Annotated in this window: 11 protein-coding genes; 9 read left to right on the forward strand and 2 right to left on the reverse strand. The window is 54.5% G+C overall.

Annotation, left to right across the window (positions count from 1 at the left end):
* Positions 1-154: 154 nt before the first annotated feature.
* From skp to accA, 8 genes are all read left to right on the forward strand, one after another.
* A complete protein-coding gene (gene skp / locus KUE00_RS04255; protein WP_125289099.1) occupies positions 155-652 on the forward strand; it encodes a molecular chaperone Skp in 498 nt (165 codons plus the stop codon).
* A 3-nt stretch (positions 653-655) separates the two neighbouring features.
* Positions 656-1,678: a UDP-3-O-(3-hydroxymyristoyl)glucosamine N-acyltransferase gene (gene lpxD, locus KUE00_RS04260; protein ID WP_246758298.1), complete on the forward strand. Its 1,023-nt coding sequence runs from the start codon at positions 656-658 to the stop codon at positions 1,676-1,678.
* Positions 1,679-1,852: 174 nt separating this feature from the next.
* Entirely contained in the window at positions 1,853-2,308 is a 456-nt protein-coding gene (gene fabZ, locus KUE00_RS04265; protein WP_024965665.1) for a 3-hydroxyacyl-ACP dehydratase FabZ, read from the forward strand.
* 3 nt (positions 2,309-2,311) lie between these two features.
* Positions 2,312-3,100 (forward strand): acyl-ACP--UDP-N-acetylglucosamine O-acyltransferase, encoded by a 789-nt coding sequence (lpxA, locus tag KUE00_RS04270; RefSeq protein WP_246758300.1) that lies wholly within the window; start codon positions 2,312-2,314, stop codon positions 3,098-3,100.
* Between the two features lie 3 nt (positions 3,101-3,103).
* A complete protein-coding gene (lpxB, locus tag KUE00_RS04275) occupies positions 3,104-4,246 on the forward strand; it encodes a lipid-A-disaccharide synthase (protein WP_246758301.1) in 1,143 nt (380 codons plus the stop codon).
* Entirely contained in the window at positions 4,243-4,857 is a 615-nt protein-coding gene (gene rnhB, locus KUE00_RS04280; RefSeq protein ID WP_246758302.1) for a ribonuclease HII, read from the forward strand. The genes lpxB and rnhB overlap by 4 nt, the downstream gene beginning before the upstream one ends.
* Before the next feature lie 18 nt (positions 4,858-4,875).
* The gene (dnaE, locus tag KUE00_RS04285) at positions 4,876-8,358 is read left to right on the forward strand and encodes a DNA polymerase III subunit alpha (protein WP_246758304.1); all 3,483 of its coding nucleotides are present in this window, start codon (positions 4,876-4,878) and stop codon (positions 8,356-8,358) included.
* Positions 8,359-8,370: 12 nt separating this feature from the next.
* Positions 8,371-9,330, forward strand: a complete 960-nt coding sequence (gene accA / locus KUE00_RS04290; protein ID WP_246758305.1) for an acetyl-CoA carboxylase carboxyl transferase subunit alpha — start codon at positions 8,371-8,373, stop codon at positions 9,328-9,330.
* Between the two features lie 112 nt (positions 9,331-9,442).
* Here the strand turns inward: accA and KUE00_RS04295 are convergent, their stop codons facing one another.
* Together KUE00_RS04295 and mtnA are read right to left on the reverse strand one after the other, a co-directional pair.
* Positions 9,443-9,874 (reverse strand): bleomycin resistance protein, encoded by a 432-nt coding sequence (locus KUE00_RS04295; protein WP_246758308.1) that lies wholly within the window; start codon positions 9,872-9,874, stop codon positions 9,443-9,445.
* A 14-nt stretch (positions 9,875-9,888) separates the two neighbouring features.
* Positions 9,889-10,914 carry an S-methyl-5-thioribose-1-phosphate isomerase gene (gene mtnA / locus KUE00_RS04300; RefSeq protein ID WP_246758311.1) on the reverse strand — a complete coding sequence of 342 codons (1,026 nt, stop codon included), beginning with the start codon at positions 10,912-10,914 and terminating at the stop codon, positions 9,889-9,891.
* A gap of 138 nt (positions 10,915-11,052) precedes the next feature.
* On the opposite strand from mtnA, the gene mtnK reads away from it, so the two are divergent.
* Positions 11,053-12,252, forward strand: a complete 1,200-nt coding sequence (gene mtnK / locus KUE00_RS04305; RefSeq protein ID WP_246758312.1) for an S-methyl-5-thioribose kinase — start codon at positions 11,053-11,055, stop codon at positions 12,250-12,252.
* The last annotated feature ends 17 nt before the right edge of the window (positions 12,253-12,269 follow it).

Here is a 12,269-nt window from a genome sequence, read left to right on the forward strand (position 1 = left end):
CGCGGCTGGCAAAATTTGAGAAAAGAGAAGTCTGACTTTTCTCAACGCTCGCGGTGTTGCACCGCGAGTATCGCGCCGTTCACGGGCAGCTCCGGCTGCCTTAACGCGCAACACATGTGTCTTTGACACAAACGTTGATGGTAAGGAGTTTATAGTGAAAAAGTTGTTGTGTGCCGCAGGCCTCTCTCTCGCTCTGGCGGTTTCCGCCGGTGCTCAGGCCGCTGACAAAATTGCAGTGGTAAACGTTTCCAGCATTTTCCAACAGTTACCGGCGCGTGCGACAGTTGCGAAACAGCTTGAAAATGAGTTCAAAGGCCGGGCAACTGAGCTGCAGGGCATGGAGCGCGATCTGCAAACCAAAATGCAGCGTCTACAGCGCGATGGTTCTACCATGAAAGCAAGCGAGCGCAGCCGTCTGGAAAAAGACGTGATGGCGCAGCGTGAAACCTTCTCCAGCAAAGCGCAGGCTTTCGAGCAGGATAACCGTCGTCGCCAGGCAGAAGAGCGTAACAAAATCCTGAGCCGTATTCAGGATGCAGTGAAGAAAGTTGCGGCTGACGAAGGTTACGACGTCGTTGTTGACGCTAACGCTGTAGCGTACGCCAGCTCATCTAAAGACATCACTGCTGATGTACTGAAACAGGTTAAATAATCAATGTCTTCAATTCGACTGGCTGATTTAGCCCAGCAGTTGGATGCAGATTTGCACGGAGATGGCGATATCGTCATCTCCGGCATTGCTTCTATGCACTCCGCCCAGGCCGGCCAAATCACGTTTCTCTCTAACAGTCGTTACCGCGATCAGCTTGCTGCCTGTAAGGCATCAGCCGTAGTGTTACTGGCTGCTGATCTTGACTACTTCCAGGGCTCTGCACTGGTCGTAAAAGATCCTTATCTGACCTATGCGCGTATGGCGCAAATTCTTGATACCACGCCGCAGCCTGCTGCCAATATCGCGCCGAGCGCGGTTATTGATGCCGCTGCGACGCTGGGCAACAACGTGGCAATCGGCGCTAACGCCGTTATCGAATCCGGCGTCACGCTGGGCGATAACGTGGTCATTGGCGCTGGCTGCTTTGTTGGAAAAAATAGCCGCATCGGTGCGGGAACTCGCCTGTGGGCCAACGTTTCTGTTTATCACGAAGTGCAAATCGGTGAAAATTGCCTGATCCAGTCCGGCACCGTCATCGGCGCGGACGGATTCGGTTACGCTAACGATCGCGGCAACTGGGTGAAAATCCCCCAGCTTGGCACGGTGATTATTGGCGATCGTGTTGAAATCGGTGCCTGTACTACCATCGATCGCGGCGCGTTGGATAACACTCAGATCGGGAATGGTGTTATCATTGACAACCAGTGCCAGATTGCACACAACGTGGTGATTGGCGACAATACCGCGGTGGCGGGCGGCGTGATCATGGCGGGCAGCCTGAAAATCGGCCGCTACTGCATGATTGGCGGTGCCAGCGTCATTAATGGCCATATGGAAATTTGTGACAAAGTGACGGTAACGGGAATGGGAATGGTCATGAGACCAATTACCGAACCTGGGGTATACTCCTCCGGAATTCCGCTGCAGCCCAACAAAAACTGGCGCAAGACCGCCGCGCTGGTAATGAATATCGATGAAATGAGCAAGCGCTTAAAAGCCATCGAGCGCAAAGTCCACAAGGACTAGGCGCCTTACCAGCGGTCGACCAGCCTTCACTATTTCGCCCTGAAGCGGAATATAAAAAGAATGCTAAGCATGGAAGGCTGGGGCACGGAAACTGATTTGCGGCCTGCGAACGACACTTTCGTTGCAGGCCGTGTTATTGATGCCATCAGAATTTTTTAGGACAGGAAGAGTATTTTGACTACTGAAACTCATACTCTGAAAATTGAAGAGATTATTGAACTGCTGCCGCACCGCTATCCGTTTCTGCTGGTCGATCGCGTACTTGAATTTGAAGAGCACAAGTTTTTACGCGCGGTCAAGAACGTATCGGTCAACGAACCGTTTTTCCAGGGCCATTTCCCTGGTAAACCGATTTTTCCAGGCGTGCTGATTTTAGAAGCCATGGCGCAGGCGACCGGTATTCTGGCGTTTAAAAGCGTAGGTAAGCTGGAACCAGGCGAACTTTACTACTTTGCTGGTATTGATGAAGCCCGCTTCAAGCGTCCGGTTGTCCCAGGCGATCAGATGATTATGGAAGTCACCTTCGAGAAAACCCGCCGGGGTTTGACCCGCTTTAAAGGCGTGGCGACCGTTGACGGTAAAATTGTCTGCGAAGCAACCATGATGTGTGCCCGCAGCCGGGAGGCGTAATTCGTGATTGATGAAACTGCTGTGATCCATCCCAGCTCTGTAATTGAAGAGGGTGCCGTTATTGGCGCTCGCGTTCATATTGGCCCGTTCTGCTTTATCGGCGCGAACGTTGAAATTGGCGAAGGCACCGTGCTGAAGTCGCACGTGGTCATCAACGGCCATACCAAAATTGGTAAAGACAATACGATTTACCAGTTCGCGACCATTGGTGAAGTTAACCAGGATTTGAAATATGCGGGTGAACCTACTCGCGTAGAAGTTGGCGATCGCAACAGCATTCGTGAAAGCGTAACGATTCATCGTGGCACTTCACAGGCCGACGGCCTGACCAAAATCGGCAGCGATAACCTGCTGATGGTTAACGTGCATGTCGCACACGACTGCATTATCGGCGATCGCTGCATTCTGGCCAACAATGCTACGCTTGGCGGTCACGTTACCGTGGATGACTTCGCTATTATTGGCGGGATGACGGCAGTTCATCAATTCTGCATCATTGGCGCGCACGTCATGGTTGGCGGCTGTTCCGGCGTTGCACAGGACGTTCCTCCTTTTGTTATTGCGCAGGGAAATCACGCCACGCCATTTGGTATCAACCTGGTTGGCCTGCAGCGTCGCGGCTTCAGCAAAGAAGCGCTACACGCGATCCGTAACGCTTACAAAGTGTTGTACCGCAGCGGTAAAACGCTGGATGAAGCGAAGCCGGAAATCGCCGACATCGCTCGCGAGCATCCTGAAGTGCAGCCTTTCTTTGATTTCTTTGCCCGCTCTACGCGGGGCCTGATTCGTTAACGCATGCCAAAACCTTTAACGATAGCCCTGGTCGCCGGAGAAACCTCCGGCGATATTCTTGGTGCCGGCCTGATCCGCGCGCTGAAAGAAAAGCATCCCGATACGCGTTTCGTTGGCGTTGCGGGGCCGCTGATGCAGGCTGAAGGCTGCGAAGCCTGGTATGAAATGGAAGAGCTGGCGGTAATGGGCGTGGTGGAAGTGCTGGAAAGGCTGCCGCGTCTGTTAAAAATCCGCCGCGATTTAACGCAAAGGTTTAGCGAGCTCAAACCCGATGTTTTTGTCGGCATTGATGCGCCAGATTTCAATATCACGCTGGAAGGTCGGCTGAAAGCGCGTGGTATCCGTACTATTCATTACGTCAGCCCTTCCGTCTGGGCGTGGCGTCAAAAGCGCGTTTTCAAAATTGGCCGTGCTACCGATCTGGTGCTGGCGTTTTTACCTTTTGAAAAAGCTTTCTACGATCGCTATAACGTTCCCTGCCGCTTTATTGGTCATACAATGGCCGATGCGATGCCGATTGAGCCGGACAAAAGCGCCGCTCGCCGGGAGCTGGGTATTGCGGATAACGTCCCTTGTCTGGCTCTGCTGCCAGGCAGCCGCAATGCAGAAGTAGAAATGCTGAGCGCGGACTTTCTGAAAACGGCGATTTTGCTCCGCAAAAAATGGCCCGATCTCGAAATCGTGGTGCCGCTGGTCAATCCACGCCGCCGCGAGCAGTTTGAAAAAATTAAGGCTGAAGTCGCCCCCGATTTACCCGTGCATTTACTGGATGGCAAAGGACGTCAGGCGATGGTTGCCAGCGACGCGGCGCTGCTGGCTTCCGGCACGGCTGCGCTGGAGTGTATGCTGGCAAAATGTCCAATGGTCGTAGGCTACCGGATGAAGCCGTTTACCTTCTGGCTGGCGAAGCGGCTGGTAAAAACTGACTACGTTTCCCTGCCCAACCTGCTGGCCGGACGCGAGCTGGTGAAAGAGCTACTGCAGGACGAATGCCAGCCAGAGCAGCTGGCTGCCGCGCTGGAGCCGCTGCTGGCAAAAGGCGACACCCGTGACCAGCTATTGGCAACCTTTGCCGAGCTGCACCACCAGATCCGCTGGAGTGCGGACGAACAGGCTGCCACGGCCGTACTGGAGCTATGTAAATGAGTTTTATCTATCCTCAGGCCGCGTTGATTGCCGGCGTGGATGAAGTAGGGCGCGGCCCGCTGGTGGGGGCGGTCGTTACCGCTGCGGTGATCCTCGATCCCGCAAAGCCAATTATTGGCCTGGCCGACTCAAAAAAGCTGTCGGAAAAACGCCGTCTGGCGCTGTTTGACGAGATCAAAGAGAAAGCGTTGAGCTGGAGTCTGGGCCGCGCAGAGCCGGAAGAGATCGACCAGCTCAATATTCTGCATGCCACCATGCTGGCCATGCAGCGAGCGGTGGCGGGCCTGGCCATTACGCCAGATTTTGTGCTGATTGACGGCAACCGCTGTCCGGCACTGCCAATGCCTTCTCAGGCAGTGGTAAAAGGCGATAGCCTGGTCGCGGAAATCAGCGCCGCGTCGATCATTGCCAAGGTAACGCGCGATCGCGAGATGGCGGAGCTGGATCTGCTGTTCCCGGAATATGGTTTTGCCCAACACAAGGGCTATCCTACAGCGCTGCATATGGCAAAGCTGGCGCTCCATGGTGCCACGCCGCATCATCGCCGCAGCTTCGCGCCGGTGCGCAATGCGCTGCTGGATGCAGAAGTTCTTGCCCGCGTTCACAGTTAGTTTTCAGCAGGATTAAAGATGGCCGAACCTCGTTTTATTCATTTACGCGTACACAGCGACTATTCCATGGTAGATGGACTAGCCAAGACTGCCCCGCTGGTGAAAAAAGCGGCCGCGATGGGCATGCCCGCGATAGCGATCACCGATTTCACCAACCTTTGCGGGCTGGTGAAGTTTTACGGAACGGCGCACGGGCAGGGTATCAAGCCGATTATCGGCGCGGACTTTAACGTTGCCAGCGAGGCGATGGGCGATGAGCTTTCGCAGCTTACCGTGCTGGCAGCGACTAATACCGGCTATCAAAATCTTACCCTGCTGATTTCCCGCGCCTATCAGCGTGGCTATGGCGCGGCCGGCCCCGTTATCGATCGCGACTGGCTGATTGAGCTGAACGAGGGCCTGATCCTGCTTTCCGGCGGTCGTCGCGGCGACGTGGGCAAGATGCAGCTGCGCGGCAACCAAACGCTGGTGGCCGAATGCCTGGCGTTTTACCAGCAGTACTTCCCCAACCGCTACTACCTTGAGCTAAGCCGTACTGGCCGTCCTGACGAAGAGTCCTGGCTGCATGCCGCCGTTGAGCTGGCGATTGCCGAGGGCGTGCCGGTGGTGGCCACCAACGAAGTCTGCTTCCTGGAAGAGGGCGATTTTGACGCGCACGAAATCCGCGTGGCTATTCACGACGGCTTTACGCTGGACGATCCCAAGCGTCCGCGCCTCTACAGTCCTCAGCAATATCTACGCAGCGAAGAAGAAATGTGTGAGCTGTTCTCAGACATTCCTGAAGCGCTGGCCAACAGCGTAGAGATTGCTAAGCGTTGTAACGTCACCATCCGCCTGGGTGAATACTTCCTGCCGCAGTTTCCTACTGGCGACATGACCACCGAAGATTTTCTGGTGATGAAGTCGAAAGAGGGACTGGAAGAGCGTCTGGAATTTTTATTCCCCGATCCAGAAGAGCGTGCGCAGAAACGGCCTGAGTACGACGAGCGCCTCGATATTGAGCTGGGCGTTATTAACCAGATGGGCTTCCCCGGCTACTTCCTGATCGTTATGGAGTTTATCCAGTGGTCGAAAGACAACGACGTGCCGGTCGGGCCAGGACGTGGCTCCGGCGCCGGGTCGCTGGTGGCCTATGCGCTGAAAATTACCGACCTCGATCCGCTGGAGTTCGACCTGCTGTTTGAACGTTTCCTTAACCCGGAACGTGTCTCCATGCCTGACTTTGACGTCGACTTCTGCATGGAAAAACGCGATCTGGTGATCGAGCACGTCGCCGAAATGTACGGTCGGAAAGCGGTATCGCAGATTATTACTTTCGGTACGATGGCGGCGAAAGCGGTAATTCGCGACGTGGGCCGCGTACTGGGGCATCCATACGGATTTGTCGATCGTATCTCCAAGCTGGTGCCGCCCGATCCGGGCATGACGCTGGAAAAAGCCTTTGCCGCCGAGCCGCAGCTTCCGGAAATCTACGAAGCCGACGAGGAAGTTAAAGCGCTGATCGACATGGCACGCAAGCTGGAAGGCGTCACGCGTAACGCTGGTAAGCATGCGGGTGGCGTGGTCATCGCGCCAACGCAGATCACCGATTTTGCGCCGCTTTACTGCGACGAAAACGGCAACCATCCGGTGACGCAGTTCGACAAGAATGACGTGGAATACGCCGGTCTGGTCAAGTTCGACTTCCTGGGCCTGCGTACGCTGACCATTATCGACTGGGCGCTGGCGATGATTAATGCCCGCCGCAAAAAGCACGGCGAGCCGCCAATCGATATCGCGGCGATTCCGCTTGATGACAAAAAAAGTTTCGATATGCTACAGCGCTCGGAAACCACGGCGGTATTCCAGCTTGAATCGCGCGGCATGAAAGATTTGATCAAGCGCCTGAAGCCGGACTGTTTTGAAGATATGATCGCGCTGGTAGCGCTGTTCCGTCCGGGGCCGCTGCAATCGGGCATGGTAGATAACTTTATCGACCGTAAACACGGGCGTGAAGCCATTTCCTATCCTGATATTCAGTGGCAGCATGAGTCACTGAAGCCGGTACTGGAGCCGACCTACGGCATTATCCTGTATCAGGAACAGGTGATGCAGATTGCTCAGGTGCTGGCTGGCTACAGCCTTGGCGGCGCGGACATGTTGCGCCGTGCGATGGGTAAAAAGAACCCGGTCGAAATGGCCAAGCAGCGCGGCGGTTTTGAAGACGGCGCGAAGGCGCGCGGCGTGGACGGCGAGCTGGCGATTAAAATCTTTGACCTGGTAGAAAAATTTGCCGGTTATGGTTTTAACAAATCGCACTCCGCCGCCTACGCGCTGGTTTCCTATCAGACGCTGTGGTTAAAAGCGCACTATCCGGCTGAGTTTATGGCTGCGGTCATGACTGCCGATATGGATAACACCGAGAAAGTGGTTGGTCTGGTAGACGAATGCTGGCGGATGGGGCTGAAAGTGCTGCCGCCGGATATCAATTCCGGGCTTTATCCGTTTCACGTTAACGATGACGGCGAGATCGTTTACGGCATCGGCGCGATTAAAGGCGTAGGCGAAGGCCCGATTGAAGCCATCCTGGAAGCGCGTAATAAAGACGGTTATTTCCGGGAACTGTTCGATCTATGCGCGCGTACCGATACCAAAAAGCTGAACCGGCGCGTGCTGGAAAAGCTGATTATGTCCGGCGCGTTCGACAGGCTTGGGCCGCATCGTGCTGCATTAATGAGCGCGCTCAACGATGCATTGAAAGCGGCAGATCAGCATGCGAAGGCAGAAGCCATCGGCCAGGCGGATATGTTTGGCGTGCTGGCAGAAGAGCCGGAGCAGATTGAAAAATCCTATGCTGACGTCACGCCGTGGCCGGAACAGGTCAGGCTGGATGGCGAAAGAGAAACCTTAGGGCTTTACTTAACCGGGCACCCGATTAATCAGTATCTGAAAGAGATCGAGCGCTACGTTGGAGGAATGCGCCTGAAAGACATGCACCCGACCGAACGTGGCAAGATGACCATGGCTGTTGGTCTGGTGGTGGCGGCCCGCGTAATGGTAACAAAGCGTGGTAACCGCATCGGGATTTGTACGCTGGATGACCGTTCAGGCCGTCTGGAAGTAATGCTCTTCACCGATGCACTTGATAAGTTCCAGCATTTGCTGGAAAAAGACCGTATCCTGATCGTCAGCGGACAGGTCAGCTTCGATGACTTCAGCGGCGGCCTGAAAATGACCGCTCGCGATGTGATGGACATTGATGAAGCTCGCGAAAAATATGCGCGCGGGCTTGCTATCTCGCTGACGGACAGGCAAATTGATGACCAGCTTTTAAACCGTCTCCGGCAATCCCTTGAACCTCACCGTTCGGGGACTATTCCGGTACATCTCTATTATCAGAGAGAGGATGCGCGGGCGAAGTTGCGCTTTGGCGCAGCGTGGCGCGTGTCACCCAGCGATCGTTTATTAAATGAACTGCGATCGCTGATAGGGTCGGAGCAGGTGGAACTGGAGTTTGACTAAAACAGGAATATTATGAGTCTTAATTACCTGGATTTCGAACAGCCAATCGCAGAACTTGAAGCGAAAATTGATTCGCTCAAGTCGGTTGGCCGTCAGGATGAAAAACTGGATATTAATCTGGATGAAGAGATTCAGCGTCTGCGCGAAAAAAGCGTTGAGCTGACCCGTAAAATCTTCTCCGATTTGGGTGCATGGCAGATCGCGCAGCTGGCGCGTCATCCTCTGCGTCCGTACACGCTGGACTATGTCCGCAACGTGTTTACCGACTTTGACGAGCTGGCAGGCGACCGTGCCTATGCGGATGATAAAGCCATTGTTGGCGGTATCGCTCGTCTGGAAGGACGTCCGGTGATGATCATTGGTCATCAGAAAGGACGCGAAACCAAAGAGAAAATTCGTCGTAACTTTGGTATGCCGGCACCGGAAGGCTATCGCAAAGCGCTGCGTCTGATGGAGATGGCCGAGCGGTTTAATATGCCGATCATCACCTTTATCGATACGCCAGGGGCTTATCCGGGCGTGGGTGCAGAAGAGCGTGGGCAGTCTGAGGCTATCGCACGCAACCTGCGTGAGATGTCCGGGTTAACCGTGCCGGTCATCTGTACCGTTATCGGTGAAGGTGGTTCCGGCGGCGCGCTGGCGATTGGCGTTGGCGATAAAGTGAATATGCTGCAGTACAGCACCTATTCGGTGATTTCACCGGAAGGCTGTGCGTCAATTCTGTGGAAAAGCGCGGATAAAGCGCCGCTGGCTGCAGAAGCGATGGGTATTATTGCACCGCGCCTGAAAGAGCTGAAGCTGATCGATACGGTAATCCCGGAGCCACTGGGCGGCGCGCACCGCAATCCGCTGGCTATCGGTGCTTCCATGAAGGCGCAGCTGCTGGCTGATCTGGCCGAACTGGATGAACTGACCAAAGAAGAACTGCTGGATCGTCGCTATCAGCGCCTGATGAGCTACGGCTACGCCTGATAGTTTTTCAGCTTTAAAAGCGGGTTCTGGACGTTGTGCTGCCTTCTGGCGGTACAGGTCCGGAACCCGCTTTTTTATTGGCTCCGCTTATTTAAAAAAAACTGGCTGGTGATTAATCGGAATTGGATACAGTTCGTGTACCCAGGCTTTGATAAAAACGAAGCAGGTAGCCGTCCGGATCGGCAACCATAAATTGACGGTTGCCGCTTTCTTCGGCGTCTTTGCGATACCAGCGATCTTCGACGGCAAGAAATAGCTTCACACCGTGCCGCGATAAGGAAGAAAGCAAGGGCTCAACGGAAGGTACGCGGATCTGCACGTTTAACCCCTTACCAAACGGATAGCTGTCCGGCAGATGACCGTTATCGAATGTTCTTCCTTCGCCAATCTGGTCGATCATCAGTTCGGCATCGCCTGACTTGAGGTAGCAAAATCCCTCTTCAGGACGTTCGTATACGCAAACAAAACCCAAAACATCGCAGTAAAATTTTTTTGAGTTACGCCAGTTGGAAACGGCAAATTCTGGAACAAGAGCACTGCCCATTCTGCGGTCGTCCCTTAACGGATCGTGTGAAAAATCCCGGTTTCTACCTGTCCTGGCGTCACTACGCCGGTATCCAAAACCCAGCCGCTGATTAACGCTGCTGGCGTCACATCAAAAGCGGGGTTGTAAACCTGCGCCTCTTCCGGTGCCCAGTTTACCGCGCCAAAGCTACCGGCTACGCCCGTGACTTCATTTGCCGCTCGCTGCTCAATAGGGATTGCGCTTCCGTTTGGGCAAGCTGGATCAAGCGTGGTGTGCGGTGCAGCGACATAGAAAGGGATATTGTGATAATGCGCCAGCACCGCCAGGCTATAGGTGCCAATTTTATTGGCCACGTCGCCGTTTGCGGCAATACGGTCTGCACCAACCCAGACAGCATCGACCTGGTTTTGCGCCATCAGGCTTGCCGCCATGCTATCGCAAATCAGGCGATAAGGTACGCCAAGCTCACCGAGTTCCCATGCGGTCAAACGGCCGCCTTGCAGTAGCGGGCGAGTCTCATCAACCCAAACTTTTTCCACGTTGCCTTCCTGCCAGCCGCGCGAAATTACGCCCAGCGCCGTGCCTACGCCCGCCGTTGCCAGACCGCCCGTGTTGCAGTGGGTCAGCAGACGGCTGGCGGGTTTAATCAGCTTTGCGCCCGCAGCGGCAATGTTATCGCACAGTGCTTTATCTTCTTCGACCAGGCGCAGCGCTTCAAAGGTCAGCGCCGTAACAAAGTTTTCCTGCGTCAGTGCCTGCTTCATTCTGTCAAGATTATTCATCAGGTTAACGGCCGTTGGCCGCGCGGCTCGCAATACTTCCAGGGCTTCATGCAGGGCCGGTTTCGGCATGCCGTTTTCCGCCAGCAGCGCCAGCAACAGGCTTGCAGAAAGGCCAATCAGTGGCGCACCGCGCACTCTCAGCGCCCGGATATGGTCTACCAGCTCCGCTACGCCGGGCGTCGGGCACCAGATTTTCTTTTGCGGCAGCGCCTGCTGGTCAAGGATCCAGAGCTGGTTATCACGAACTTGTAAGCTGGTTGTGCTCAGTGTTTGCATGAAGGTTAAATCCCGGTTGCGTAATCAGGCCATATTGTGCCAACATGCCTGGCAGATGTATAGACGTCTGCACGGCCTAAATAAAAGAAACCGGTCAGGGCCTTATCGGCCAGTGATAAATTTTGATGAGGTGAGTTAATGTCGCAATATCGTACTTTCACCGCAGCGGACGCCGTGGAATATGCCCGCCAGTTTGGCGGCGTGGCTGAACCTGATAGCCTGGTCGATGCGCAGGAAATCGGTGACGGCAATCTTAACCTCGTTTTCAAAATCTTTGACCACAATGGCGTCAGTAAAATTGTCGTTAAGCAGGCCTTGCCGTATGTCCGCTGTGTAGGCGAATCCTGGCCGTTATCGCTCGATCGCGCCCGCATTGAAGCAGAAGTGCTGCAAATTCATAGCGAGTTTTGCCCGGAACATACGGTGAAAATTCTGCATTACGATCCTGCACTGGCCGTGATGGTAATGGAAGATCTATCCAGTCATGCAATCTGGCGTGGCGAACAAGTCAAGGGCGTCGATTATCCGCAGGCTGCCGTACAGCTGGGTGAATATCTGGCGCAAACGCTGTTTCATACTTCCGATTTTTATCAGCATCCTTACAAGAAAAAAGCAGACGTCGTCCGCTTTACCAATCCTGAACTGTGCGACATCACGGAAGAGCTTTTCTTTAACGAGCCGTATGAAGTACACGAACGCAACGGCTATCCGCGCGCGCTGGAGCCGCTGGTTGCGCAACTTCGCAGTGATAATGAGCTGCGCCATAAGGTTGCCGGTCTCAAGCATCGTTTCCTGTCGAATGCGGAAGCGCTGCTGCATGGTGATGTTCATAGCGGATCGATTTTTGTGGCCGAAGGCAGTTTGAAGGTCATTGATGCCGAATTTGGTTTCTACGGTCCGATTGGTTTTGACGTGGGCAGTGCCCTGGGTAATCTACTGCTCAACTACTGCGCTTTGCCAGGCCTGTTAGCACCGCGCGAAGCGGCCGATGCCCGTGAAAAGCGTCTTAATGATGTACGTACTACCTGGCAGAGCTTCGCCGAGGGGTTCCTGGCACTGGCGACTGAGAAAACGCAGGATCGCGCACTGGCTTATCCCGGCTATGCCGCAGAATTTTTGGGTAAAGTCTGGCGCGATACGCTGGGTTACTGCGGCACGGAGTTGATTCGCCGTACCGTTGGTATGTCGCAGGTTGCCGATATCAAAACTATTCAGGATGAAGCGATGAAGGTGGAGTGCGTGCGTCAGGCGGTAACGCTGGGCAGGACGCTGATTCTGGCCGCTGACCGCGTAGAGGATATTGAGGCGCTAATTGCTCGTGTCAGACAGAATGGCTAAAAATTCACTTTGAAGGT

The organism is Erwinia phyllosphaerae, from assembly GCF_019132875.1.
In the GTDB taxonomy this organism is placed as follows: Bacteria; Pseudomonadota; Gammaproteobacteria; order Enterobacterales; family Enterobacteriaceae; genus Erwinia; species Erwinia phyllosphaerae.

What these genes read in the sequence shown, in the direction of transcription:
- lpxD (WP_246758298.1), top strand. Translation starts at nt 656, where the DNA reads ATGTCTTCAATTCGACTGGCTGATTTAGCCCAGCAGTTGGATGCAGAT.
- lpxB (WP_246758301.1), top strand. Translation starts at nt 3,104, where the DNA reads ATGCCAAAACCTTTAACGATAGCCCTGGTCGCCGGAGAAACCTCCGGC.
- rnhB (WP_246758302.1), top strand. Translation starts at nt 4,243, where the DNA reads ATGAGTTTTATCTATCCTCAGGCCGCGTTGATTGCCGGCGTGGATGAA.
- dnaE (WP_246758304.1), top strand. Translation starts at nt 4,876, where the DNA reads ATGGCCGAACCTCGTTTTATTCATTTACGCGTACACAGCGACTATTCC.
- accA (WP_246758305.1), top strand. Translation starts at nt 8,371, where the DNA reads ATGAGTCTTAATTACCTGGATTTCGAACAGCCAATCGCAGAACTTGAA.
- KUE00_RS04295 (WP_246758308.1), bottom strand. Translation starts at nt 9,874, where the DNA reads ATGGGCAGTGCTCTTGTTCCAGAATTTGCCGTTTCCAACTGGCGTAAC.
- mtnA (WP_246758311.1), bottom strand. Translation starts at nt 10,914, where the DNA reads ATGCAAACACTGAGCACAACCAGCTTACAAGTTCGTGATAACCAGCTC.
- mtnK (WP_246758312.1), top strand. Translation starts at nt 11,053, where the DNA reads ATGTCGCAATATCGTACTTTCACCGCAGCGGACGCCGTGGAATATGCC.